Here is a 26,680-nt window from a genome sequence, read left to right on the forward strand (position 1 = left end):
CCGCCTTCGATGCTGCCGGCCGAGAGCACCGTACCCGTCCTGTTCCTGCCCGGAACATTGTGCGATGCGCGCGTTTTCGCCGCGATCTCGGGCGCGCTATCCGCCGAACGCACGCTTCATGCCGATCTGACGCAAGATACGTCGGTGCAAGACGCGGCCGAAAGGCTGCTGGCGACGGCGCCGGACCGGTTCATCGCCGTGGGTTTTTCTCTCGGCGCCATCGTTGCGCTGGAACTCGCCGCCCGTGCGCCGCACCGGATCGCGGCCATGGCCCTGATCGCCGGCAACGCGCGGCCTGTGCCAGAGGCCGATCATGCCGCCCGTCGCGCCGCGGTGGCCGGTGTCGATCCCGCAACGCTCGTCAGCGAACAGCTCTGGTCACGGTATGTCCACCCGTCGCGCAGCGATGAAAAGTGCCTTCGCGCGCTGATCATCGCCATGGCGAACGCGTGCCCGCCGGGCACGGCCGAACGGCAGACCGAGATCGCGCTTTCACGCCCCGACAACCGCCCGCGCCTTGCCCGCATGGACATGCCGACACTCGTGCTTTCGGGCGCGCAGGACGTCGTCGCGCCCGAAGAGCTGCAGGCCGAAATGGCCAACGCCCTGCCCTGGGCGACATGGACCGAGGTTGCCAATGCGGGGCACTTCCTGCTTCTTGAGCAACCCGCCGCCTGTTCCGCCGCGTTTTCCACCTGGCTCGGGCAGGTCGATCTTCACCAATCGCGCGCAGAACGTCAGTGCGCAAACATCTCAACCTATTCCAACGCGTCGGAGGTATCGTGACCGAAAGCAATCCCAAGCCCGTAAAGCCGGTCGAATCCGCGAAAGCGGCCGCGCCCTCCGGCGGCAGCGTCCTTCAGGTGGAGCGCCGCGATTTCACGCAGCTGGTGCCCGAAAACCGGCCGCGGGTGCAGTCGATGCGCGGGTTCGACGAATCCTATACCGACATCGTCGACTACATCATCCGCTGTACCCACCGCATCTGGGACGAGCGCGACGTGGGGCTGATCTACAGCCACTACACCCACAACTGCGTTGCCTACACCACGCTGGGCACGATGTATGACCGCGAGACGCACATCCGCGACACGATCCAGCGGCTTGTCGAGTTTCCGGACCGCCGTGGCATGGCGCAGCAGGTGATCTGGCGCGGCAACGACGTGGACGGCTTCTACACCAGCCACATGACCCACGGGCTGGGCCGCCACTCCGAGTTCGGTTCGTGGGGCAAGCCCACCGGTCGGACGTTCTGCACCCGCACCGTTGCCGAATGCATGATCCTGGAAAACAAGATCTACAAGGAATGGATCGTCCGCGACAACATGGGCCCGCTGATCCAGGTCGGCGTCGACCCGCAAGTGTTCGCCGAAGGGCTGGCGCGGAAGAAGTTCGAAAACGGCGAGACGGTGCTGGACCTTGCCGAGAACCGGCGCCTGCTGGGCCAGTATCCGCCCGAAAGCGAAGCCGACCTTTCGATCGCCCACAACGAAGGCGAGGAACAGCTGCTCCGCTGGCTGCACCACATCTACAACAAGCGCATGTTCGGCCTGATCCGCGACATCTACGCGCCCAATTGCCAGTGGCATGGCCCCTTGATGCGCGAACTGGGCGGCGTTGCGGCGGTGCTGCAGCAGACGATGCGCCTGGTCGCCCTGATCCCGGATTGCGCCTTCGTGCCGCAGCATATCTGCTCGGTCGACAGCGAAGAGGGCGGCACCAAGTATGCCCTGCGCTGGACCATGGACGGTCACCACATGGGCTACGGCTCGCTCGGCGCGCCGACCGGCCACCACCTTTCCGTGATGGGCGTCACCCACTTCCACATTCGCGACGGCAAGATCGTCGACGAATGGGTTGTCTATGATGAACTCTCGATGCTGGTCCAGATCAAGCTCGCCGAACTGCAGCGCGCCGCCTGATCGCATCCGTGCTTGCCGTGCGGCCCCCACCGCGCGGCAAGCCCTCCCGCCCTCCCGTTCAGCGGACCGATCCCATGTCCATTCCCGCCGCTTCCGTTCCGCTGCCGCACTCCGATCCAGCCTCGGCCGAACCCGGCCTTGGGCGTCAGGTGCTGGTCTTCGTGCTGCTGCTTGCCTGCGAGTTCCTCTATGGCTGGGCCTGGAACACGGTGGACGTGCTGCGGCCCTACATCCGGGAATCGCTGGGGCTTTCGCTGATCGAGGCGGGCTCGGCCTATTCGGCGCAGGGCGCGGGCGCGCTAACCGGGGCCATCGTGCTGGGGCAGATCGCGGATCGCATCGGGCGCCGCCGCGTCCTGTCGGGCCTCGTGTTCGGCTACGGTGTGCTGCTGCTCGCCGGCATGATCGTTGCGAGCTACCCGCAGCTTCTGCTTCAGCGTTTCCTGCTCGGCTTCTTTGCCGGCGGTTCGTTCCCGGTGGTGGTGGGCATCTACATCAACCTGTTCCAGCCCACCTTGCGCGGCCGCCTTGCCGGCACGCTCAACGCTGCCTTCAGCCTGTCAATCGTCATGCTCGGCGTGGCGATGGGGCTGGTCGCGCCGGGCAACTGGAAACACCTGCTGCTGATCGGGGGCATTCCTCCCCTCGCCCTGGCCTTGCTTGTCCTTGCCGCCATCCCCACAGGATCGCGCATGGATCGCGGGGCGCGCGGCGGGGTATCGCGCCTGCCGGTCAGCGAACTGTTCGCGCCGGGTCTGCGCCGGCAGACGCTGATGCTGGCGACCATGGCCGGCCTCAATTTCTTCGGATACGCGGCGTTCAGCGGCTGGCTCACAACCTACCTGACCGGCGAACGCGGGTTCAGCGCCCAGACCGCCGGCGCGCTGGTTGCCTGGCAGTTCAGCGGCAATATCGTGGGCGGCTTCTTCTGGGGCTGGGCCGCCGATCGCTTCGGGCGCCGCTTCAACGCCATCGGCTTCCTCATCGCTTCGGGCGCGATCGCGGTCTATCTGCTGGGGTCGGCGGACCCGACGGTGCTGAAACTGGCCGGGCTCATCTATGGCGCCGCACTGTGCTCCAGCGTGATCTGGGGACCGTGGATGGCCGAACTCTATCCGCCGCACCTGCAATCGACGGCCGCCTCGATCTTCAACTGGGGCCGGGTGATCAGCTTCTTCGCGCCGATCATCACCGCGCAGATCGCGCAGTCCTTCAGCCTGGCAACGGCGATGCTGCTCGGTGCAGCGTCGTTCACAACGGCAGCCGTAATCTGGCTCATGCAGCGGGAAACGCTGCAGCGGAGGTAGGCGGCAACCGACTCTTCCCCTCCCGCCTAGCGGCGATTGCCAGACATGCACGATAACGCTACCATGGCTGTCAATGCATTGATGCCGGAGGACGCGTAGCTCATCTCCCCGGCATCGATCGACGACAAGCGTGAAGGCGCTGCGCCCCGGGAGACTGCAAGGAGCCATGGCCCACATTCTGGACGAAGTCCTGCCGATACTGGGCGGAATCCTGGCGCCACACGGTCCGCCAGCACCGGGCGCGGCGGCCAGCTATGTGCCCGGCGACTTCAGCGTGCACTTCTTCCTCCAGCTGACCCTGATCATCCTGGCCTGTCAGGTCGTGGGCCGGATCGGGCAGAAGTTCCTCGGCCAGCCGCAGGTGGTCGGCGAGATGATCGCGGGCGTGCTTCTCGGTCCTTCGCTGCTGGGGTTGCTCGCGCCCGGCCTGCAGGCGGCCATCTTCCCTGCGGAAACGCGCAATGTGCTGTATGCAGGGTCGCAGCTTGGTGTGGCGCTCTACATGTTCCTGGTGGGGCTGACGTTCAGCCCCGCGCACTTCCGCGCGAAGGCGCGCAGCGCGGCCGCCGTCTCGGTCTCGGGCATCGCCGCGCCGTTCGCGATCGCGGTGGTCATCACGCCGTTCCTGCTCGACGTGCCGGGCCTGTTTGCGGCGAACATCGGCCGCACCAGCGCCACGCTGTTCACGGGCGCCTGCATCGCGCTGACGGCCTTCCCGATGCTGGCGCGGATCATCAACGAGCGCGGCCTGTCCGAAAGCCCGCTGGGCACGCTCTCGCTCACCGCCGGCGCGTTCGACGATGCCGCGTCATGGTGCGTGCTGGCGGTGGTGCTTGCCACGTTCGGCGGTGGCGCGGGAATCGCGGTCATCGCCATCGGGGGAGCGCTTCTCTACGCGGGCCTGCTGTTCGCGTTCGGCCGGCGCCTGCTGGTCCCGCTGGGCCATGCGGTCGAACAGCGCGGAGAAATGAGCATGGCCGTGCTGGCAAGTGCGCTGATGCTGCTGTGCCTTTCGGCCTTTCTGATGGACGCGATCGGCATCCACGCCATCTTCGGCGGGTTCATCCTGGGCGTGTTCACGCCGCGCGGGCTTTTCGCCGAAGAGCTGAAGCGCAGGGTCGAGCCGCTCACGGTGGTGATGCTGCTGCCGATGTTCTTCACCTATTCGGGGCTGAACACGCGCATGGACATGATCGGCTCGTGGCCGCTGTTCCTGCTGGCGCTCGGCATCCTGGCCGCGTCGATCCTTGCGAAGTTCGGGGCCTGCTACCTCGCCGCGCGGCTGTGCGGAGAGGACAATCCCACCGCGCTCGGCATCGGCGCGCTGATGAATTCGCGCGGGCTGATGGAACTGATCATCATCAACATCGGCCTGCAGAAGGGCCTGATTGGGCCGACGCTGTTCGCGATGCTGGTGTTCATGGCGATCGTGACGACGATGATGGCCGGCCCGTTGTTCGAACTGGTCTACGGCTCGCGCCGCATGGCGCGGCAGGACATCGCCGTGCCGGCCGAGTGACCGGCCGGCGCCAGCATCAGGTCATGAGGCTGTCGTCGGCCAGTAGGTCGCATAGCGCTCATGGGCGATCCTGAAATAGGGCACGAGGCGGACCGGGGCACCCGTCGATGACGGCACGGTGAAGTGCAGCGGCTCCGGGCCGGGGCGAATCCGGTCCAGAATATCCTCCGGATCGCCAGCCAGTTGCGGCGGCGTGAACGGGCCATCGTTATAGGCGCCATAGAGGCGTTCGTTGACGATCACATCGGCCCCCTCCTGCAGACCTTCATGGCCGAGCGCGCCGGCCAGCACGAGCGGACCGTACGTGAACGCCACGATGTCCGGCGCGGCGGGCGCGCGGTCGATCGCGAGATGCATGGCCAGCACCAGCTCCACCTGATCGCCGTTCTCCCAGGCGCGGCGCACGTCAATGAAACGACCGGGGCTTTGCGACCGCGCGACCTCGCGCCCGTTCACGAGCACGGTCGCCTCCTTGCTCCAGCGCGGGTGACGTAGCTTGAGCGTCGCTTCGGTCGGGCGCTTCAACGCCCATTTCAGCAAGGTCGACGGGCGCTCGGGGAAAGCGGTGGTCTGGGTCAACACCGCATCGCGTTCGGCCCAGCGCACGGTCGAGGGGATGAACAGGTTCACGACGATACTGTCGTCATCCCGGAAATAGATCGAATCGCGATACTTGACGTGGTTTTCCATGCCCGTGCCGGTGCAGCACCAGAACGAATCCTCGGGCGTGTGGTACAGCTTCATGTAGCCCGGCCGTGCGCCCTGGAAATAGGTGACCATGCCGCTGTCCGGGTCCTGCGACGCAAGAATGCCGTTGTACAGCACGCGCTCGTAGTAATCGGCATAATCGGCCTGTGGATCGCGCAGGAACAGCGCGCGGGTCAGGCGGAGCATGTTGTGCTGGCAGCACGTCTCGCCGCCCTTCGCCGAGAACACGTGGCTGGCGAAATCGGCCATCGGGAAGAAGTGTTCGTTGTCGCCGTGGCCGCCGGTCGCGAACGAGCGGGTCTGCGCCACCGTCTTCCAGAAGAACGCGGCGGCATTGCGGTAAGCGGTGTCGCCCGTGGCTTCGTAGACCCGTGCGAAGCCGACGATCTTGGGGATCTGCGTGTTGGCATGAAGCCCGTCGAGATGATCGCGCTCCTGCGACAGCGGCTCCAGGATCGCCTTGTGCGAAAAGCGGCGGGCAAGGTCGCGGTATGCGGGCTTGCCGGTCATGGCATGGAGATCGGCGAAAACCTCGTTCATGCCGCCGTGCTCGGTATCGAGCATCGCCTCGAATTGCGCGTCGGTCAGCGGGGCGGTGGCGATCACCGCCCAATCGGCAAGGCGCAGCAGAACCTCGCGCGATCGGGCGCTCTCGGCCAGCAGCGCCCCGTCGCGCAGCCCCGCGAAGATCTTGTGCAGCGTGTACCAGGGCACGCCCGTGATCGGCTCCCCGCGCAGATGCGCCGCAACCAGCGCTGGCCCCTTGGGAAACGCGCAGACCAGGCCGATGCCCGACGCCCGCTGGCATGCGCCCAGTTCGTCGGCGATATAGTCCACCCGCTGCCGGAAGCGGCGATCACGGGTCGATCGCCACGCCAGCGCGCAGGCCGACAGATAGTGGCCAAGCGTATGGCCGTGGCAGTTGATATCCTCCCAGATGCCCGCGGACTCCCAGCCGCCATAGACGGGTGCCCTGGGCGCGAGCCCCGCGTTGACCCGGAAGTTGTGCAACAGCCGGTCGGGCTGCAGGCGCAGCAGATAGGCTTCGGTCATGCGCTGGGCGTGCAGGAACGGGCCTTCGCCCAGATCGACGTCGGCCAGATCGAACGGCCGCAGCGCCGGCGCGGGCACGCCTCCCGCCGGTGCGGGCGTCGCCCCTTCCACGGCGGCCGGCGCAAGGCCGGCGGCCAGCGCCGCGGTCGCGGCGGAACAGAGGAAGTCGCGGCGCGAATGGCCACAGCAGGAAGCGTGGTTCATGGTTTTCCCTCGCACGGGTCCGAACTCAGTCCGGCCGCGATCCATCCGGACGAAGCAGGGCGGCTTCCCCCCAGTTGACCGGAATGTCCGCGGCACTGGCGCTCGCCTGGCGGGTCACCAGTTCGACGATCCTGACCCCCGCGATGTCCGCCGACAGCGGTTGCGCGGGCTCGCCCCGCCGCAGCGGCCGCGACCGGGCCAGCAGCCGGCCATCGCCGTACACCAGGAACGTGACGGGCGCCGCATCGGGCGCGGCGGAATCGTCGATCCCCACCCGCGCGCGGAATTGGCGATAGCCCGCGCTGCGCACTTCCAGCCGCGAATTGGCGAGCACGCCGATGCCGTTGCCAAGCCATTGCCCGGCGATGCGCTGCGGCTGGTCGAACGGCGTGCGGTCCACCCGCGCGCCACCCCAGCCGCCATAGCGCGGGAAATCGCCCTTGCCGCGCGTGCCCTGCCACTGCAGCGGCGCGCGGTGGACCAGCGGGTCCGGTTGCGGCGTCCTCACCCCGTCCACCGCCGGATTGACGCTGCCGGGCTGCTCGGACAGGTAGACACCGTCCGCCAGCAGGCGTGTTCCCCGCGCGGTGAAGATCAGCGTTTCGCGCGACGCGAGGTGAAGCTCCTTCTCGCCAGTGAAGCGGGATTGCTCGCCCGACCACAGATCGGTCAGCCCGATCTCCACCGCATCGGCGAAGGTCAGGTGTGCGGCGGTCAGTTTCATGTCCACCGGGCCGCTGCCCCGGTTGAACACCGCCACCGCCTTGTCGCCGCTCGCCAGCGTCTTGACGAAGATCTGAACCTCGTCGCTATCGAACGCGAGCGTCGCCTGGTTGCCGGCCGGGTCCTGATCGATCGCGATGATGCGTTCGTTGCCCAGCAGTTCCAGCAGCGCCGGCGATGCGTGGCGCAAGTCATAGCCGATGAACAGCGGCGCATTGACCATCGCCCACAGCGCGAAGTGCGATCGCGCCTCGGTCAGGTGATGCTCGTCGAAATCGCCGGTGCCGACGAACAGCATGTCGGGATCGTTCCACGAGCCGGGGTGCGCATAGAGCGGCCGGCGCGCGACGGTATCGAGATTGTGCAACATCCTGGCCCAGCTCGGCGCAATGTCCTCGCTGGTGCGCGAAATGCCGCCGACATCCTTGCCCCAGGCGCGCACGTCGGCCGAGCCCCACAGGCAGATAGAGAAGATATAGTGGCCGTCGGGCCGGTAGCGCTGGATCGCATCGGCCACTTCGCCATAGAGGCGCCGCACCGCGGCCACGTCGGTCCGCGCCAGGCTATCGGAATCCACCAGCGGCGGCAGCGCGCGATAGCGCCCGGAGCGCACTTCGGGGTGGTCCGCCGGCAGCCCGCGAATGCCGCAGCCGTCCACCTTGATGAAATCGAAGCCCCAGTCCTGGAAATAGAGACGGATGTCCTGATCGATATGGCCATAGAGGCCGACTTCGCGCTCCGCCACGCTGCCCTCGGGCTGGTTCGGCATCGTCGAGGTATAGACCTGCCCGCACGAATTGCGCCCGATGTCGCTGTAGATGCCGGCCTTGAATCCCATCGCGTGGAGGCGATCGGTGAAGGGGCGCAAGCTGGGATCGCCCCCCGGCACAATGGTCGAGGGAAACTGGGCCGTGCGGGGCATCATCCGGCCGTCCGGCTGGCGCCGCTTGAGCCACCAGCCATCATCGAGGTTGATGTAGCGATAGCCTTTGGCGGCAAGCCCCGAACGGAGGATCGCCTCCGCCGAACCCATGATCTTCTCCTCCGAAATGTCCGAGGTGAAGGCGTTCCACGAATTCCACCCCATCGGCGGCAGGGCGGCATCGCCACGTTCGTTGGCGGTCCACCGCCCGGTGGGGTCCAGCGGGTCCGCCAAGGCGGAAACCGGGACATGGGCCAACGCCAACGCGGCGATGGCGGGCGCGATCCGGTGCAACCGGTGCTTCACCGCTTCAGCTCCCGACCGAAGAAGGGCAGCACCTCGTCCTGGAAGCGGAAGGCGACACGGCTGACATGGGTGCCGGGATAGATGGTGAAGCTGTTCGCCACCCCGTAGCCATCGAGCAGGTCGTGGAGCTTCTGGGCATCCACCTTCAAGCTGTCCTGATCGCCCACGTCGATCGCGATCGCGCGATACTGGCGGAGGTTGCCGATGTATTGATCGGCAAAGGAGAGCGGCGCGTTGGCCGCCCACCGGGCGATGACGTCGGGCCTTGTCACGCCGTTCTCGACGGGCAGGTCCAGGTAGAGCGGCGGCTTCTTCGGATTGGGAGACCAGGCCGCCGCCACCGCGAACTGGGCGCGCAGCGGGAACGGAAGCTTCGCCGAATCCCCCGGCGACGTCACGCTGGCCAGCGCGGCCGCCGCTTCCGGGGTGAGCGGATCGGCGGCGCGGGCCGAAAGGCAGCACGGCGACATCATGTAGAGTGCGCCGAACGTGTCGGCGTGCTTCATCCCGATCCGCGCCGTGCCGTAGCCGCCCATCGAATGCCCGGCGAGCCCACGGCTCAGGCGATCGGGTATCGTGCGATAGTGCGCATCGACGTAGCGGACCAGATCGCGCGAAACGAACGTCTCGAAATCGCCAGTGGTCATCGAGCCCGAATACATCGACCCGTTGTAGGCGGTCTTGGTATCGGGGATCACCACGATCATGTCCGGCAGGCCCTTGGCATAGGCGTTGGCGATCGTCTGCGGCACGTGGATCTCCTGGACCCATTGTTCGGCGCCGATCGAATAGCCGTGCAGCGCATAGAGCACCGGATAGCGCCGCTTGGGCTGGGTGGCGTAGTTTGGCGGCAGCACGACGAGCACCGTCCGGTCCGCCGCCTCGCCTTCCAGATTGCCTTCGAGCGCCGCGCCGTGGACCGTGATGGTCTGCACCGTCAGCCGCGGCGCGCCGGCGACGACCGGCGGACTCTCGGTCACCGCCTGGGAAAACGCCGGGGACGCCGCGAAACTGGCGCCGATGAGGACAAGCCCGGCGAGAAGACCTTTCCGATTGAATAACAAGTATTTGCCCACGTTCAGTTCCTTTCCTTCACGACGCGCCCGGTGCCAGTTGCAGGCCCGGGCCGTTCAGTATCACGCTCTTCCCCGGCGCCAGCCGCACGCTGCGGCGCGCATCGCCACACCGGACGACCAGCGAACCGGGGACATCGGCGGTCAGCACCGCCCGTTCCAGCCGTCCGCCCCGCCACGCGATATCGACGCCAATCGCCCCGCGCGCGCGCAGGCCGCACACCGATCCGGACGGCCAGGCGCGCGGCAGCGCGGGCAACAGCAGCAGTTCCCCGTCGCGGCTCTGCATCAGCATCTCGGCCACGGCGCGGGTGCCGCCGAAATTGCCGTCGATCTGAAAGGGCGGATGCGCATCGAACAGGTTGGGATACGTGCGCTCGGCCCCCAGCAGGAAAACGAGGATGCGATGCGCATGGTCGCCATCGCGGAGCCTGGCCCACAGGTTGGCCCGCCACGCTGTCGCCCAGCCGGTCGATTCATCGCCGCGCAGCTCCAGCGACCGCCGCGCCGCGCGCGCCAGCGCCGGGGTCGTATCGGGATCGATCTGGCCGCTGGGAAACAGGCCATAGAGATGGGAGACGTGCCGGTGATGCGGATCGGGGGCGGCGGCGTCCCAATCGGCCTGCCATTCCTGAAGCTGCCCTTGCGCGCCGATGCGGTCGGGCGCCAGCCGCGCGCGCGTGGCGCGGAGCTGCGCCGCGAAACCGGCATCGGTATGCAGGATGGCGGCGGCTTGTGCCGTCCGGTCGAACAGGTCGCGCAGGATCTGCTGGTCCATCGCCGGCCCCGCGCACAGCGACGCCCCTTGGGGGTGCTCGTTCTCGGGCGACAGCGACGGGTTGGTCACGAGATATCCGCTGGCCGGATCGGTCTGCAGCGTATCGAGGAAGAACAGCGCCGCCCCGCGCATCAGCGGATAGACCGTGCGCAGATAGGCGATGTCGCGCCCGTAGTCGTAGCGGTCCCACAGATGGAGGCACAACCACGCCCCGCCTATCGGCCACAGGCCGTATTGCGCCCCGTCGATCGGCGCCGTTGCCCGCCAGCCATCGGTATTGTGATGCGCCACCCAGCCGCGCGCGCCGTACATCGCGCGCGCGGTGCGTTCGCCCGAGATCGCCAGTTCGCGGACCAGTTGCACGAGCGGCGCGACGCATTCCGGCAGGGCCGTCACTTCCGCCGGCCAGTAGTTCATCTCGGTGTTGATGTTGATCGTGTACTTCGAGCCCCACGGCGGCTGCGGCGCATCGTTCCACAGACCCTGCAGGTTGGCCGGCGAGCCGCCGCGGCGCGACGAGCTGATCAGCAGGTAGCGCCCGTAATCGAAATAAAGCGCCGCCAGCGCCGGGTCGTCCGTGGTTGCGCCGGCGCGGATGCGTTCGTCGGTGGGGCGGTCCGCCGCCGGGGTGCGGCCCAGGTCCAGACGGACGCGGCGGAACAGCCGCCGGTGCTCGGCCGCCGTCTCCTCGGCGATGCGGGCAAAGCCCTTGGGCGCAGCGCGCTCGATCTGCGCGGCCGTGGTGGTTGCGGGATCGCCGCCGACATCGTCGAAACGGCGGTAGCTGGTGGCCATTGCGACGAGGATGGTCACCGTATCGGCACCACGAACCGCCAGCCGTTCGCCCCGCGCTTCGGTCACGCCGCCCTGCGTCATCACGCGGACGGCCGTGGCGAAGCGCAGCGCGCCGGCCACGCCGTTCTCCGCCGGGCCTTGCCCGGCAAGCCGGATCGTGTCGCCGCTCGCGATCACGGTGCCCCGCTGCGGCGTGGTCAGCGCCACGTCGAGGTCGATCCGCCCCGGCCGGTCGCAGGTCAGCTCGATCGCGATCACCTGATCCACTGGCGAGGCCACGACCGCGCGGCGGTAGCGGAGGTATTGTGTGGCGAACCGCGTGGTGGCGAGCGCCGCGTCAAGGTCCAGCTCGCGCCGGTAATCGACCAGCGGACCGAGGCCGGGCAGGTCCAGCAGCAGATCGCCGATCGGCTGGTAGGACATCTGGCCCAGCGGCGTGGCCATCAGCCGCGCGTTGGCCAGCGCCTGCGCTTCCGCGAATTGCCCGGCGAAGATCAGCCGGCGTACTTCCGCCAGCGCGCCCTTTGCCCCCGGATTGACCGGATCGTAGGGGCCACCGCTCCAGAACGTCGCCTCGTTGAGCGCGATCCGCTCGTGCCCGCCACCGCCGAACACCATCGCCCCCAGCCGGCCGTTGCCCACCGGCAGCGCCTCGGTCCATTGCTCCGCCGGTTGGCGATACCACAGCCGTGCGGCCGAGATCGGCGGCTCCGCCAGCGTTAGATCGGGAACTGCAAGCCCGGGAACTGCAAGCCCAGAAACCGCAAATCCAGCGCCCAGCCCGACCGCGCCTTCGATCAGGCCCCGGCGGGTGATGCCGCGCGCTTCGTCCGTCATCGCGGCCCCCGCCTCATGGCCCCGGCTTCCGTCCGGCCCTACCGCAGGTCCAGCACTACCACCGACATCGCCGGCAAGGTCGCGGTGACCGCCCCGCCCGCGATCCGCGCGCCGGTGAACGCCACCGGCCGCACCACATCGGGGGCGTCGAAGCTGTTGTGCGCGTCCATCGCCGTGCCGGTGACGATCCGCCCCGTCACCGCGCCCGCCCGCACGCCGGCAAGGCCGATCGACACCGGGATCGCGCGGTGCGGATCGAGGTTGACCAGCGCCACGTGCACCTGGCCCGCCGTATCGCGCACGGCCGAGGCGCTGATCGCCGGCACCGTGACGTCGCCGTTGCGGTACAGCGGCGATTGCAGGTCGATCGGCAAGGTCGTCGCGTCCTGCCAAGGCTTATAGAGGTCGAAGACCCAGTAGGTGGGCGTCTTGACCATCTTCGCGCCGTCGGTCAGCAGCATCGCCTGCAGCACGTTCACCATCTGCGCGATCGCCGCCATCTTCACGCGATCGGCATGGTGCGCGAAGATGTTGAGGTTGAGGCCCGCCACCACCGCGTCACGCAGGCTGTTCTGCTGGACCAGGAAGCCGGGGTTGGAACCGGGCGCCGGATCGTACCACGTCCCCCATTCGTCGACGACCAGCCACTTCTTCTTCTCGGGATCATACTTGTCCATGATCGCCGAATGCCTGGTGATGTATTCGTCGATGCGCAGGGTGTTGCGCATCGTCGTCGCCCACTCGCTCTCGGGAAAGCCCAGCGCCGCGCCCTTGTCGTTCCAGTCCTTGTCGCGCGGGCGGGTGTAGTAATGCAGCGAGAGGCCATCGATGTACTTGCCCGAAAGCTTCATCAGCGTCTCGGTCCAGGGATAGTCCTCGTCGCTGGGGCCGCTGGCGATCTTGAGCATCTTGTCCTTGCCGCCGGCCTTGGCGAACTGGGCGAAGCGGTTGGTGAGATCGGCGGCATATTCGGCGCGCATGTTGCCGCCGCAGCCCCACAATTCGTTGCCGATGCCCAGATAACGCACCTGGAACGGCGCGGGATGGCCGTTGGCCGCGCGCTCGCCCGCCAGGGTCGAGCCGTTGGGCGAGGTCATGTACTCGACCCATTCGCTGGTTTCGGCGGGCGTACCGCTGCCGACGTTGGCCGATATGTAGGCCTCCGCGCCCAGCCGTTCGGCGAAGCCCATGAATTCGTTGGTGCCGAAGCTGTTGTCCTCGTCCACCCCACCCCAGTTGGTGTTGATCTTCACCGGACGCTTGGCGCGCGGGCCGATGCCGTCGCGCCAGTGGTATTCGTCGGCGAAGCAGCCGCCCGGCCAGCGGACCACCGGCACCTTGATCGCCTTCAGCGCGTCCAGCACATCGCGGCGATAGCCGTGATCGTTGGGGATCGGCGAGCCTTCGCCCACCCAGATGCCACCGTAGATGCCATGGCCGAGGTGTTCGGCGAACTGGCCGAAGACCTGGCGGTTCATCACCGGGCCGGGGCGGTCGGCCTGGACCGTGACGGTGGCCCCGCCGGGCGTCTGCGCTACGGCGGGCACCGTCATCGCCAGGGCACACCCCATGGTCATGAGCGTCCGGAGGTATTTGCCACGCATCGATAGTCCCCTTTGTGCAGAACGGTAGCGATTGGTGCCCGGGCAGAGCGCGCCCCGCGGATGTCCGGCCGGCGCGCGCGTCCGCCGCGGGCGCGGATCAGTGGTTGTCGCGCGGCAGGCCCCGCGTCTGCGCGATGCGCTGGTACTTCTCGGCGCCCTCCAGAATCGCGCCGGTCGCAAGCTGGCCGACGCGTTCGCGCTGGATTTCCTGCCACGGCGTCTGCGAAGGCGGATAGGCATAGCCGCCCGCCGCTTCGAGAGCAGCACGGCGCGCGGCCAGTTCCGCGTCCGGCACCAGCATATCGGCCGTGCCCCGGCGCAAGTCGATGCGGACGCGATCCCCGGTCTTCAGCAGGGCCAGGCCGCCCATCGCCGCCGCCTCCGGGCTGGCGTTGAGGATCGAGGGGCTGCCGCTGGTGCCCGACTGGCGCCCGTCGCCGATGCACGGCAAGGCGGTGACGCCCTCGGTAATGAGATAGGCCGGCGCGCGCATGTTGACGACTTCGGCCGCGCCCGGATAGCCGATCGGCCCCGCACCGCGCATGAACAGCAGCGTTTCGGCGGTGATCCCGGTGGCGGGGTCATCGATCCGCCCGTGGTAATCCTCCGGCCCGTCGAACACCACCGCCGGGCCTTCGAACGCTTCGGGATCGTCCGGATTCGACAGATAGCGCGCGCGGAATTCCTCGCTGATCACGCTGGTCTTCATGATCGCGGAATCGAAAAGGTTGCCCGAAAGCACCACGAAGCCCGCTTCCGTCTTCAGCGGCCGCTCGAACGGCAGGATCACCCGCTCGTCCTCGATCTTCGCGTCGCGGCAGTTCTCGCCCATGGTCCGGCCGTTCGCGGTCATCGCGTTCTCGGCGATCAGCCCTTGCGCGATCAGCTGGCCGACCACCGCCGGCACGCCGCCGGCGCGGTAGTAGTCCTCGCCCAGATATTCGCCGGCGGGCTGCAGATTCACCAGCAGCGGCACCTTGTGGCCCAGCCGCTGCCAGTCGGTCAGCGGCAGGTCCACGCCCACGTGGCGGGCAATCGCGGCAAGGTGGATCGGGGCATTGGTCGACCCGCCGATCGCGGAATTGACGACGATGGCGTTGTGGAAGGCATCGAGCGTCATGATGTCCGTTGGCTTCAGGTCCTCGTGGACCATCTCGACCACGCGCCTGCCGGTGCGCCAGGCGCATTCCTGCCGGTCGCGGTAGGGCGCGGGGATCGCGGCGGAGCCGGGCAGCATCATGCCCAGCGCTTCGGCCAGGCTGTTCATCGTGGTGGCCGTGCCCATGGTGTTGCAATAGCCGGTCGACGGCGCGGAACTGGCGACGAGCTTGATGAAGCCTTCCTCGTCCAGCTCGCCCTTGGCCATGAGCTCGCGGCCCTTCCACACGATCGTGCCCGATCCGGTGCGCTCGCCCTTGAACCAGCCGTTGAGCATCGGCCCGACGGACAGCGCGATCGCCGGGATGTTCACCGTGGCCGCCGCCATCAGCAGCGCCGGCGTGGTCTTGTCGCAGCCGGTGGTCAGCACCACGCCGTCGATCGGATAGCCATAGAGCGCCTCGACCAGCCCGATATAGGCCAGGTTGCGGTCCAGCCCGGCGGTCGGCCGCTTGCCCGTTTCCTGGATCGGGTGGACCGGGATTTCCAGCGCGATCCCGCCCGCCTCGCGGATGCCCTCGCGCACGCGCTCGGCCAGCACGATGTGGTGGCGGTTGCAGGGCGAAAGATCGCTTCCGGTCTGCGCGATGCCGATGATCGGCTTGCCCGACCGCAGTTCCTCAAGGCTCAAGCCGAAGTTGAGATAGCGCTCGAGATAGAGCGAGGTCATGTCGATATTGTCGGGATTGTCGAACCACGCGCGGGAACGCAGCTTCGGGGTTGGACGCTTGCTGGAAGAATCGGTCATTGCGGCCTTCGGGTGCTGGAGGTGCGAAAGGGGTCAGCGCGCCGGCGGCGCCTTGCTGACGCGGTAGATCATCACGTGGCGATAGGGTTTGCCCGGATCGACGCGCGCGGACAGGAACGACGGCTGATTGGGCGCGTCCGGGAACTTCTGCGGTTCCAGCGCGATGCCATCGCCCATGCGATAGACATGCCCCTTCTTGCCGATGAGCGTCCCGTCCAGAAAGTTGCCGGTGTAGAACTGCACGCCGGGCTCGGTGCTCAGCACTTCGAGAACGCGGCCCGATGCCGGGTCTTCCAGCCGCGCGGCAAGCTGGGGCGCAGCCGTCGCGCCCTTGTCGAGCGCGAAGTTGTGGTCATATCCGCGTCCATAGGCGATCTGCTGGTCGGTGCCGTCGCGCAACCCATCGGCCACGCGGCGCGGCGTGCGGAAATCGAACACGGTGCCGGCCACCTTGCGCCGCTCGCCGGTGGGGATCAGCGTCGCGCCCACCGGGGTATAAGTCGAAGCCGGAATCGTCAGGCGGTGCCCCATGGCGCCCATCGCCGAACCTTCCCCGGCCAGGTTGAAGATGGCGTGGTTGGTCATGTTGACGATCGTCGGCTTGTCGGTGGTGGCCTCGAACGCGATGGTCAGGTTGCCGCGCTCGTCGAGGCTGTAGGTGACTTTCGTATCGAGCTTGCCGGGATAGCCCTCCTCGCCATCGGCGCTGACATAGGACAGCTCCACGCTCGCCACCGGGCCGGACTTGAGCGAAACGACCTGCCAGTTGCGCTTGTCGAACCCCTTGGCGCCGCCGTGCAGGCTGTTGCCGTTGTTGTTCTGCGGCAGCTGGTAGCTCTTGCCGTCGAGCGTGAACCGGCCGCCGGCGATGCGGTTGGCATAGCGCCCCACGGTCACGCCGAAGAAGTTGGGCTTCGCCTCGTAGGACTGGACATCGTCATAGCCCAGCAGCACATCGGCCACCGTGCCGTCGCGGCCCGGCGCCATCAGCGCTTGCAGCGTCGCGCCATAAGTCAGGACCCGCGCCGAGACGCCGTTCGCGGCCTTCAGCGTGATCGCGAACGCCTCCGACCCGTCGGCCAGCCGGCCGGCGCTTTCCTGCCGCGCTTCGGCCGCTTCCGCCGCCGGGGCGGCCAGCATCGCCGGCGCTGCCAGTGCCAGTACCATCAGGACGCCACCTTTCGGCCTGCCCACAATCGTCATCCTCTCATCCTTTCGGAACGTGTCGTCACCGGCGCCGCCCATTGACGCGACCTTTTCCCGGATATAGTCTGACAAATACAGATTGCGCAAGACGGTAACAAGCCGTTGCCAGCGCAGAGCAGACGAGAGGAAGCCGAGACCATGCCGCCAGTGGCCTCAACACAATCGAAGGTGCCGGAAAACAGCAACATCTCGCCGGATAGCGCCGGTTCCCCCGTCCGCTACGGCCCGGCGCTGACGCTGCTGGCCAGCCTGTTCTTCATGTGGGGCTTCATCACGGTGATCAACAACACGCTGCTGCCACATCTGCGCAGCGTGTTCGATCTCAACTATACGCAGACAACATTGATCGAATCGGTGTGGTTCATCGCCTATTTCGTGGCTTCGATCCCCTCGGCCAAGCTGATCGAGAAGGCGGGCTACCAGAAGGCGCTGGTAATCGGCCTGCTGGTCATGGCGGCGGGCGCGCTCGGCATGATGCTGGCCGCGTCGATCCCGTCCTACGGGGTAACGCTGGCCATGCTGTTCGTGATCGCCAGCGGCATCACCCTGCTGCAGGTGGCGGCCAACCCTTATGTGGCCGTGGTCGGCAAGCCCGAAACCGCCTCCTCGCGCCTCAACCTGGTGCAGGCGATGAATTCGGCGGGAACGATGCTGGCGCCGATGTTCGGCGCCTACCTGATCCTCGGCCGGTCGAAGGGCGGCACCGCCAGCGCCGACGTGGTGCTGACCCCGGCGGAGCGGCTGGCCGATGCCCAGTCGGTGATCCTGCCCTATGGCCTGGTCGCGGTCGTGCTCGTGGTTCTCGCCGTAGTGATCGCGCGCTTTCCGCTGCCCGCCATGGGCAGCGCGACGCTGCGCCTCGCGCCCGAGGAACGCCGCAAGCTGTCGTTGTGGAAGCACCGCAACCTGGTGTTCGGCGTGCCTGCGATCTTCATCTACCTGATCGCCGAAATCGGCGTCGCCAACCTGTTCGTGAACTTCGTCAGCCAGCCCACGATCGCCAATCTCACGCACGAGCAGGCAGGCCGCTATCTCACGTTCCTGTGGGGCGGCATGATGGTCGGCCGCTTCCTCGGGTCCGCGATAATGCAGAAGGTGGATGCCGCGCGGGTGCTCGCCGCGTTCTCGGTCGGCGCGTTCGTGGTCATGCTCGTCACCGTCTTTACCACCGGGCCGGCGGCGATGTGGGCGCTGATCCTTGTCGGCCTGTTCCATTCGATCATGTTCCCGACGATCTTCACGCTCGGCATTCGCGGGCTCGGCCCGCTGACCGAGGAAGGCTCGGGCCTGCTGATCATGGCGATCGCGGGCGGCGCGCTGGTGGTGGTGCAAGGGTGGCTGGCCGATTCCTATGGGCTGCAGACATCGTTCCTGCTGACGGCCGCCTGTGAATTGTACGTGCTGTTCTACGCCTTGTGGGGATCGCGCCCGACCGGCGAAACCGCCTGAACACTTAACTTACCACACCTCTTTGCGGAACGCGCCACCGGTTGCGTTCCGGCACCTCTGGCAATATGTCAGAGTAAATCAGGAGATTCCCATGACCGAATTCCGCTCCGTGGCTGCCGCCACGGGTCAGCCGACCGGCCCTGCCTTCCCCATCGATGGCCCGGCCGAAGTCGATGCCGCCTGCGCCGCCGCCGCCGCCGCCTTCGATACCTACCGCGCCACCGGGCGCGAGGAGCGCGCCGCGTTTCTGGAAGCCATCGCGGCGGAGATCCTGGCCATCGGCGACGAGCTGATCGAAGCCGCCATGGAGGAATCCGGACTGCCCCGCGCCCGTCTGGAAGGCGAACGCGGCCGCACCGTGGGCCAGCTGCGCCTGTTCGCCGATGTCGTGCGCAAGGGCGCGTGGCAGCAGTTGCGCATCGATCCCGCCCTGCCCGATCGCCAGCCGCTGCCCCGCCCGGACCTGCGGCTGCGCATGATCCCGGTCGGCCCGGTCGCGGTATTCGGCGCGTCGAACTTCCCGTTGGCCTTCTCGACCGCCGGGGGCGATACCGCCTCGGCGCTCGCCGCCGGATGCCCGGTCGTGGTCAAGGGCCACCCCGCCCATCCGCGCACCGGCGCGCTCGTGGCCGCCGCCATCACCCGCGCGGTGGCCGCCTCCGGCCTGCCCGCCGGCGTGTTCGGCCATCTGGTCGGCCCCTCGAACGACCTCGGCGCCGCGCTGGTGCAGGACCCGCGCATCGCCGCCGTGGGCTTCACAGGATCGCGCGGGGGCGGCCTCGCGCTCGTGCGCCTCGCCCAGAGCCGCGACGTGCCGATCCCGGTCTATGCCGAAATGTCCAGCATCAACCCGGTGCTGCTCCTGCCCGAAGCGCTGCAGGCCCGGGGAAGCGCGCTCGGCGCCGCCTTCATCGGTTCGCTGACGATGGGCGCCGGCCAGTTCTGCACCAACCCCGGCCTCGTCCTCGCGATCGAGGGCGAAGGGCTCGACGCCTTCCTCACCGCCGCCACCGAGGCGACGCGCGCCGCCGCCGCGCAGACCATGCTGACCGGCGGCATCTGCAAGGCCTACCAGTCGGGCGTCGCCGCGCTTGAGGCCACGCCCGGAGTGGAGAAGCTGGCCGAAGGCCTGGCCGGCGCAGCGCTGCAGGGCCATGCAGCGCTGTTCCGCACCACGGCCCAGGCGTTCCTCGCCGAAAAGGCGATGGGGCACGAGGTGTTCGGCGCGTCCTCGATCGTGGTCGTCTGCCGCGACGAGGCGGAACTCGTCTCCGTGCTCAAGGGGCTGGAAGGTCAGCTGACCGCCACGCTCCACCTGGATGCCGCCGACGAGGCGCTGGCCACGCGCCTGCTGCCGGTGCTGGAAGCGAAAGCCGGGCGCATCCTCGCCAACGGCTGGCCAACCGGCGTCGAGGTCTGCCACGCCATGGTCCACGGCGGCCCCGTCCCCGCCACGTCCGACCCGCGCACCACGTCGGTCGGCAGCCTGGCGATCGACCGGTTCCTGCGCCCGGTCAGCTACCAGAACCTCAGCCCGGCGGTGCTTCCGCCCGAGTTGCGCGATGAGGCGCGTGGCGATGGCGCGCCCCGCCTGATCGACGGCACGCTGACGCTCTGAGCGCGGGACAGGAGATTTCATCCATGGCACTTCGCCTCCTGCAGCACCGCGCCGGCGACGGCACGCGCCGCGTCGTCCTCGCCGATGGCGATGTGGCCCATGTCCTCGAAGGCGTGGCGCGCACCACCGACCTGGCGCATCGCGCAATCGCGGCCGGCACCACGCTGGCCGCGGAGGCGCGGAAGTGCCCCGCCGGCGCGGCGATCGATCTCGCCGCCGAGTTCGAAGCGGGCCACTTCCTCGCGCCCATCGATCACGAAGACCCGGCGCACCTCGCGCTTACCGGCACCGGCCTTACCCACCTCGGCTCGGCTGAAGGGCGCGACAAGATGCACCGCGACGCCGCCGCCGCGGCGCACCAGACCGATTCCATGCGCATGTTCCTGGAAGGGCTGGAAGGCGGCAAGCCCACCGATGGTGGTGTCGGCCAGCAGCCCGAATGGTTCTACAAGGGCGATGGCAGCCAGCTTGTCGGCCCCGGCGAGCCGCTGGACATGCCGGCTTTCGCGCAGGATGGCGGCGAGGAGCCGGAACTGGCCGGGATCTACCTGATCGGCCCCGACGGCACGCCGTTCCGCCTCGGTTTCGCGCTGGCCAACGAGTTTTCCGACCACGTGACCGAGCGGCACAATTACCTCTGGCTCGCCCATTCCAAGCTGCGCCGCGCGGCGCTTGGCCCTGAATTGCTGATCGACGCCGCGCCGACGGACATTCGCGGCACCAGCCGCATCCTGCGCGATGGCAAGGTGCTGTGGGAAAAGCCGTTCCTGACCGGCGAGGACAACATGAGCCACAGCCTCGCCAATCTCGAACACCATCACTTCAAGTACGACCTGTTCCGCCGCGCGGGCGACATCCATGTCCATTTCTTCGGCACCGCCACGCTTTCGTTCAGCGATGCGGTGCGCACGCAGGTGGGCGACGTGTCCGAGATCGAGGCCGCGCCGTTCACCCTGCCCTGCCGCAATCCGCTGGCGCGGACGGGGGGCGACGTTTCGGTCCCGCTGAAGGTGCGGGTGCTCTAGCGCGATGGACCCGATCCGCATCGCCGTGGTGGGCGTGGGCAAGATCGCCCGCGACCAGCACTTGCCCGCCATCGCCGGCAACCGCGCGTTCGGCCTTGCCGCCACGGTCAGCCCGCACGATCCGGGCGTCGATGGCGTGCCGCATTTCGCCAGCCTCGACGAACTGCTGGCCGGCGGCCCCGCAGTCGATGCCGTGGCGCTCTGCACGCCGCCGCAGGTCCGCCACGATCTGGCCAGCACGGCGCTTGCGCGCGGCATCCATGTGTTCCTGGAAAAGCCGCCCGGCGCGACGCTGGCGGAAGTCGCCGCGCTGCACAGCCAGGCGGACAGGGTCGGCGCCACGCTGTTCGCCGCGTGGCATTCGCGCTTTGCCGCCGGCGTCGCCCCGGCGCGCGCCTGGCTGGCCGAGCGGCGGATCGCGCGCGTGGAGATCACCTGGCGCGAGGACGTGCGGGTCTGGCATCCGGGGCAGGCGTGGATCTGGGAGCCGGGCGGCCTGGGCGTGTTCGATCCCGGCATCAACGCGCTGTCCATCGTCACCCGCATCCTGCCGCGCCCGATCTTCCTTGAGGCGGCCACGCTGGAAATTCCCGCCAACCGCGCCGCGCCGATCGCCGCCGATCTGCATTTCCGCGATACCGGTGGCGCGATCGTCCACATGGACCTCGATTGGCGCCAGACCGGCCCGCAAAGCTGGGACATCGCGGTGGAAACCGATGCCGGCATGCTCCGGCTCTCCAGCGGCGGGGCGGTGCTGACCCTGCCTTCCGGCACCCAGCGCGACGAGGATCACGAATATCCCGGCCTCTATGCCCGCTTCGCCACGCTGATCCGCACCGGCCGCAGCGACGTGGATATCGATCCGCTGCGCCTGGTCGCCGACGCCTTCCTGCGCGGCACGCGCGTTGCGGTCGATCCGTTCGAGGATTGAGCGTGACGGCGGGGGACCGCCCCCGCGTCTCCACAATCGACTGGCACAACCCCACTGGCCCCAACCCCACATTTCAAATTGCCGTACCATTTAGGTAGCGCTATCATTACCCGAGCGATCATGCGAAAGGCCCGGAAAAGCGGCCTGCAAGAGGATGTTTGACCATGAAGGCAAGAATCACCACCGCCGCGCTGTGCCTCGCCAGCGTCCTGGCCATCGCGGCCTGCACCAAAGCGGGCAACGCGGAGCAGCCCGGCAACGGCGGCGCGCCCGCCAGCGCGTTCCGCGATCAGCCGCTGGTCAGCGACATCTACACCGCCGATCCTTCCGCGCACGTGTTCGGCGGCAAGATCTACGTCTATCCCTCGCACGACATCGCCACGCCGACGCCCGACGACGACCTGGGCAACCAGTACGCCATGCGCGACTACCGCGTGCTTTCGATGGACAAGGTCGGCGGCAAGGTCACGGTTGGCCCGGTCGCGCTCGACGTGAAGGACGTGCCCTGGGCTTCGCAGCAGATGTGGGCGCCCGATGCCGCCTACAAGGACGGCACCTACTTCCTCTATTTCCCCGCGCGCGACAAATCGAAGGACCGGAACGGCCTGGGCGCCTTCCGCATCGGCGTGGCCACGTCGAACAGCCCGACCGGCCCGTTCGTGGCCGAGAAGGAGCCGATCCCCGGCTCGTTCTCGATGGACCCGGCGGTGTTCGTGGATGATGACGGCACCGCCTACATGTATTTCGGCGGAATCTGGGGCGGGCAGCTCCAGCGCTGGGCAACCGGCCGATACGATCCCAACGGATCGGACACCGATCTCAAGCAGGACGACAAGCCCGCGCTTTCGGGCAAGGTTGTCCGGATGAACCCCGACATGAAGACCTTTGCCGAACCCCCGCGCGACGCGGTGATCCTGGGCGAGGACGGCAAGCCGGTGACCGGCGGCGACCACGAACGCCGCTTCTTCGAAGCCTCGTGGGTCTTCCGCAAGAACGGCAAGTATTACTACACCTATTCCACCGGCGACACGCACTTTCTCAACTATGCCATCGGCACCAGCCCCTATGGCCCGTTCCGCTATGCCGGCCATATCCTGAAGCCGGTGCAGGGCTGGACCACGCACCATTCGATCATCCAGCACGACGGGAAATGGTGGCTGTTCTACGCCGACACCCAGCTTTCCAACAAGAACCACCTGCGCAACGTCAAGGTGACGGAGCTGACCTTCAACCCCGACGGCACGATCCGGACGATCGATCCGATGAAGGCGAAGTAAGCGCCCATGTTCCTTGGCATCGATGTTGGCACGAGCTGCGTGAAGGCGGTGGTCACCGCCGCGAGCGGCGAGGTGCTGGCGCAAAGCAGCGCCGACCTTTCCGTGGCGCGTCCCCAGCCGCTGTGGTCCGAACAGGCCCCGGCCGACTGGGTGGAGGCGGCGCACAAGGCCGTGCTCGGCATCGATCCCGCGCTGCGCGGCGGCGTGCAGGCGGTGGGCCTTGCCGGTCAGATGCACGGCGCAACGCTGCTCGGTTCGGACGACCGGCCGCTCCGCCCGGCGATCCTGTGGAACGACGGCCGCAGCTTCGCCGAATGCGCCGCGCTGGAAGCGGACGAGCCGCGCACGCGCGCGATCACCGGCAACATCGCCATGCCCGGCTTCACCGCGCCCAAGCTCGCCTGGGTCCGCAGGCACGAACCCGATGTCTTCGCCGCCACGCGCACCGTGCTGCTGCCCAAGGACTATGTGCGCCTTGCCCTCACCGGCGAGAAGGCCAGCGACATGTCGGATTCAGCCGGAACGCTGTGGCTCGACGTGGCCGGGCGCGCCTGGTCGGGCGAAATGCTGGCCGCGACCGGCCTCGACGAACGCCACATGCCGCGCCTGCACGAAGGCCCCGACGTGACCGGCGTGCTGCGCGAGGATGTCGCGCGCGATTGGGGCATGGGCCGCGTGCCGGTGGTCGCGGGCGCTGGCGACAACGCGGCGGGCGCGCTGGGCGTGGGCGTGCTGGGCGACGGCCAGGGCATGCTCTCGCTCGGCACGTCGGGCGTCATCTTCGTCGCCAACGCGGCATTCCGGCCCAATCCGGCGCAGGCCGTCCACGCGTTCTGCCACGCCCTGCCCGGCGTCTGGCACCAGATGAGCGTGCACCTTTCCGCCGCCTCTTGCATCGATTGGGCCGCGCGCGCCTGCAACGTGCCGGGACCAGCCGAATTCTTCGCGCTGGCCGAACAAGCCGGCGCGGCCAGCGGCGGCGAGCTGTTCCTGCCCTATCTTTCCGGCGAACGCACGCCGCACAACGATCCGCACATTCGCGCCGCGTTCCTTGGCCTTGGCAACGAGAGCACCACGCCGCGCCTGGCCGCCGCCGTGCTCGAAGGCGTGGCCTTCGCCCACGCCGACGGGATCGACGCGCTGCGCGGCGCCGGCACGCGGATCGAGGAGCTGTGCGTGATCGGCGGCGGCTCGCGCTCGGCGCACTGGGGCCGCATCCTCTCCAGCGTGCTCGGCGTCCGCCTGGTCTATCTGCACGGCGGCGAAGTCGGCCCCGCGCTGGGTGGCGCGCGCCTGGCGCAGATGGCCGCCACCGGCGCCAGCGCCGCCGAAGTCTGCACCCGTCCCCCCGTTCGCGCGGTGATCGAACCCGATCCCGATCTCGCCGCCCGCCTTGCGCCGAAGCGGGAACGCTTCCGCGCCGCCTATCGGGCGCTCAGCGCCATCAAGGAGTAAGCCTGCAATGTCCGCTGCCTATTTCGACGCATTCGACACCGTCCGCTACGAAGGCCCCGACAGCGCCAACGACCTCGCCTATCGCTGGTACGACAAGGACCGCGTGGTCTTCGGCAAGCGCATGGAGGATTACCTGCGCTTTGCCGTGTGCATGTGGCACACCTTCTGCTGGCCGGGCAGCGACGTGTTCGGCGCGGGCACGTTCGACCGACCTTGGCTCAATGGCCCGCAGGACGAAGCCGCCGCGCGCGCCAAGCGCGAGGCGGCGCTGGCCTTCGTCGAAAAGCTCGACCTGCCGTTCTACTGCTTCCACGATGTGGACGTGATGGCCCCGGCCGAAAGCATCGGCGAATTCCGCGCCAGCTTCGCCCGCGCGGTCGATCATCTGGAGGAACTGCAGGCCGCGCACGGGCGCAAGCTGCTGTGGGGAACGGCCAACCTGTTCGGCCACCCGCGCTATCTGGCGGGCGCGGCCACGTCGCCCCGCCCCGAAGTCTATGCCTGGGGCGCGAGCCAGGTGCGCGACGCGCTGGAAGCGACGCACCGGCTGGGCGGCGCCAACTACGTCCTGTGGGGCGGCCGCGAAGGCTATGACACGATCCTCAACACCGACCTCGCTATCGAGCAGGAAAACTTCGGCCGGTTCCTCAGCCTGGTGGTCGAGCACAAGCACAAGATCGGCTTTGCCGGCACGATCCTGATCGAGCCCAAGCCGCACGAGCCGACCAAGCACCAGTACGATTTCGATACGCAGACGGTGTACGGCTTCCTCAAGCGCTTCGGCCTTGAGAGCGAGGTCAAGGTCAACATCGAGGCCAACCACGCCACGCTTTCGGGCCATACCTTCGAACACGAAATCGCCATGGCGCGCGCGCTCGGCATTTTCGGCTCGATCGACGCCAACCGGGGCGATCCGCAGAACGGGTGGGATACCGACCAGTTTCCCAACTCGGTCGAGGAACTGACGCTGGCCTGCATCGAGATCGAGCGCGCCGGCGGCTTCACCGATGGCGGCTTCAACTTCGATGCCAAAGTGCGCCGCCAGTCGGTCGACGCGGCGGACCTGTTCCACGGCCACATCGGCGGCGTCGACGTGATCGCCAAGGCCCTGCTGCGCGCCGAGGCCATCATCACCGATGGCCGCATCGATGCCTTCCGCTCCGAACGCTACGCCGGATGGAATGGCGAACTGGGACAGGCGATCAAGGGCGCGAGCCTTGCCGAAATCGCCGATCTCGCCGTGGCGCGCGATCTGGCTCCCAAGCCGGTTTCGGGCCGGCAGGAATGGCTGGAGAACATGCTCAACCGCTTCTGACGGCGGTTGTCGGACGGGGTTACGTGGCTGGGGAGAGGTGATGATGCACAAGGCCCGCGTTCTTGGGGCAGCGTTCGCGCTGCTCGCCGCCAGCGCCCTGCCGGTGGTGGCGCGCGCGGCGCCGCCGCTGGCGCCCCACTTCACCCCAGCGACGGCGGGGAGCGCCGCGCCCGATGCCGATGGCTTCATCCGGCGCTGGCTGCTGCTGGAACCGATCGCCAAGCCCAACCGCACCAACCAGCTGTTCACCAGCACCTATGTCCGCGCGGCCTTCGCCGCGGACCGTCCGGCCGGGCTTGGTACCGGCTCTGGCCAGGCACTGCCGCGCGATGGCCAGACCATCGCACACAAGGGCGCTTCGCTCACCTGGCACGCGCTCGATGCCACGCCGTGGGACGTCAAGCTGTTCGGCTTTGCCCAGGCCTATGGCAAGCCGACCTACGGCGTGATCTTCTGGGCGGTGACCGTGATCGACGCCCCGCGCGACATCCCCGATGCGCATCTCGCCGCCGGCTCCAATTCCGCCTCGGTCTGGTGGCTCAACGGCGCGGAGACGGCCGCGCTGTTCGGCGACCGCCGCATGGTGATGGACGATGTCGTCTCGCCCGCCGTCGGCCTGAAGAAGGGCCGCAACGTGCTGATCGGCGCGGTGATCAACGGCCCCGGCCTCAGCGATTTCTGCGTCCGCTTCGTCGATGGCAAGGGCCAGCCGATCCGCGATCTTGCGGTGCGCGCGCAGTGAGGGAA

At 68.1% G+C, this 26,680-nt stretch carries 19 protein-coding genes; 12 read left to right on the forward strand and 7 right to left on the reverse strand.

Annotation, left to right across the window (positions count from 1 at the left end; genetic code table 11):
* Window positions 1-9 precede the first annotated feature (9 nt).
* The 4 genes from F1640_RS21935 (at window position 10) to F1640_RS21950 (ending at window position 4,748) form a co-directional block, all read left to right on the forward strand.
* The gene (locus F1640_RS21935) at window positions 10-786 is read left to right on the forward strand and encodes an alpha/beta fold hydrolase (RefSeq protein ID WP_168196161.1); all 777 of its coding nucleotides are present in this window, start codon (window positions 10-12) and stop codon (window positions 784-786) included.
* The gene (locus F1640_RS25915; protein WP_199558035.1) at window positions 783-1,922 is read left to right on the forward strand and encodes an ester cyclase; all 1,140 of its coding nucleotides are present in this window, start codon (window positions 783-785) and stop codon (window positions 1,920-1,922) included. The genes F1640_RS21935 and F1640_RS25915 overlap by 4 nt, the downstream gene beginning before the upstream one ends.
* Before the next feature lie 74 nt (window positions 1,923-1,996).
* Entirely contained in the window at window positions 1,997-3,229 is a 1,233-nt protein-coding gene (locus F1640_RS21945; protein WP_194921875.1) for an MFS transporter, read from the forward strand.
* 166 nt (window positions 3,230-3,395) lie between these two features.
* A complete protein-coding gene (locus tag F1640_RS21950; RefSeq protein WP_194921877.1) occupies window positions 3,396-4,748 on the forward strand; it encodes a cation:proton antiporter in 1,353 nt (450 codons plus the stop codon).
* 21 nt (window positions 4,749-4,769) lie between these two features.
* Here the strand turns inward: F1640_RS21950 and F1640_RS21955 are convergent, their stop codons facing one another.
* The 7 genes from F1640_RS21955 to F1640_RS21985 form a co-directional block, all read right to left on the reverse strand.
* Entirely contained in the window at window positions 4,770-6,713 is a 1,944-nt protein-coding gene (locus F1640_RS21955) for a glycoside hydrolase family 127 protein (RefSeq protein WP_124808886.1), read from the reverse strand.
* Window positions 6,714-6,738: 25 nt separating this feature from the next.
* A complete protein-coding gene (locus tag F1640_RS21960) occupies window positions 6,739-8,664 on the reverse strand; it encodes an NPCBM/NEW2 domain-containing protein (RefSeq protein ID WP_370449678.1) in 1,926 nt (641 codons plus the stop codon).
* Complete coding sequence (locus F1640_RS24915) at window positions 8,661-9,644, reverse strand: alpha/beta hydrolase-fold protein (protein WP_309229348.1); 984 nt, start codon at window positions 9,642-9,644, stop codon at window positions 8,661-8,663. The genes F1640_RS21960 and F1640_RS24915 overlap by 4 nt, the downstream gene beginning before the upstream one ends.
* A gap of 112 nt (window positions 9,645-9,756) precedes the next feature.
* Entirely contained in the window at window positions 9,757-12,147 is a 2,391-nt protein-coding gene (locus tag F1640_RS21970) for a glycoside hydrolase N-terminal domain-containing protein (RefSeq protein WP_124808884.1), read from the reverse strand.
* Window positions 12,148-12,185: 38 nt separating this feature from the next.
* The gene (locus F1640_RS21975; RefSeq protein ID WP_370449677.1) at window positions 12,186-13,751 is read right to left on the reverse strand and encodes an alpha-N-arabinofuranosidase; all 1,566 of its coding nucleotides are present in this window, start codon (window positions 13,749-13,751) and stop codon (window positions 12,186-12,188) included.
* Window positions 13,752-13,848: 97 nt separating this feature from the next.
* Complete coding sequence (locus F1640_RS21980) at window positions 13,849-15,657, reverse strand: IlvD/Edd family dehydratase (RefSeq protein WP_124808883.1); 1,809 nt, start codon at window positions 15,655-15,657, stop codon at window positions 13,849-13,851.
* 33 nt (window positions 15,658-15,690) lie between these two features.
* Window positions 15,691-16,797 (reverse strand): aldose epimerase family protein, encoded by a 1,107-nt coding sequence (locus F1640_RS21985; RefSeq protein ID WP_124808947.1) that lies wholly within the window; start codon window positions 16,795-16,797, stop codon window positions 15,691-15,693.
* 204 nt (window positions 16,798-17,001) lie between these two features.
* Between F1640_RS21985 and F1640_RS21990 the strand changes: the two genes are divergently transcribed.
* From F1640_RS21990 to F1640_RS22025, 8 genes are all read left to right on the forward strand, one after another.
* Window positions 17,002-18,312 (forward strand): sugar MFS transporter, encoded by a 1,311-nt coding sequence (locus tag F1640_RS21990; RefSeq protein WP_206694924.1) that lies wholly within the window; start codon window positions 17,002-17,004, stop codon window positions 18,310-18,312.
* A 91-nt stretch (window positions 18,313-18,403) separates the two neighbouring features.
* A complete protein-coding gene (locus F1640_RS21995; RefSeq protein WP_124808882.1) occupies window positions 18,404-19,930 on the forward strand; it encodes an aldehyde dehydrogenase (NADP(+)) in 1,527 nt (508 codons plus the stop codon).
* 23 nt (window positions 19,931-19,953) lie between these two features.
* On the forward strand, window positions 19,954-20,955 hold the full coding sequence (araD1, locus tag F1640_RS22000) for an AraD1 family protein (RefSeq protein ID WP_194921878.1): 1,002 nt from the start codon (window positions 19,954-19,956) through the stop codon (window positions 20,953-20,955).
* A 4-nt stretch (window positions 20,956-20,959) separates the two neighbouring features.
* Entirely contained in the window at window positions 20,960-21,886 is a 927-nt protein-coding gene (locus tag F1640_RS22005; RefSeq protein ID WP_124808880.1) for a Gfo/Idh/MocA family protein, read from the forward strand.
* A 164-nt stretch (window positions 21,887-22,050) separates the two neighbouring features.
* Window positions 22,051-23,163: a glycoside hydrolase family 43 protein gene (locus F1640_RS22010; RefSeq protein WP_124808879.1), complete on the forward strand. Its 1,113-nt coding sequence runs from the start codon at window positions 22,051-22,053 to the stop codon at window positions 23,161-23,163.
* Window positions 23,164-23,169: 6 nt separating this feature from the next.
* Window positions 23,170-24,618, forward strand: a complete 1,449-nt coding sequence (xylB, locus tag F1640_RS22015; protein WP_124808878.1) for a xylulokinase — start codon at window positions 23,170-23,172, stop codon at window positions 24,616-24,618.
* A 7-nt stretch (window positions 24,619-24,625) separates the two neighbouring features.
* The gene (gene xylA / locus F1640_RS22020) at window positions 24,626-25,933 is read left to right on the forward strand and encodes a xylose isomerase (protein ID WP_124808877.1); all 1,308 of its coding nucleotides are present in this window, start codon (window positions 24,626-24,628) and stop codon (window positions 25,931-25,933) included.
* Window positions 25,934-25,973: 40 nt separating this feature from the next.
* Window positions 25,974-26,675, forward strand: a complete 702-nt coding sequence (locus tag F1640_RS22025) for an acetylxylan esterase (RefSeq protein WP_124808876.1) — start codon at window positions 25,974-25,976, stop codon at window positions 26,673-26,675.
* Window positions 26,676-26,680 lie beyond the last annotated feature (5 nt).

The sequence above is a fragment of the Novosphingobium sp. NBM11 genome (assembly GCF_015390225.1).
In the GTDB taxonomy this organism is placed as follows: domain Bacteria; phylum Pseudomonadota; class Alphaproteobacteria; order Sphingomonadales; family Sphingomonadaceae; genus Novosphingobium.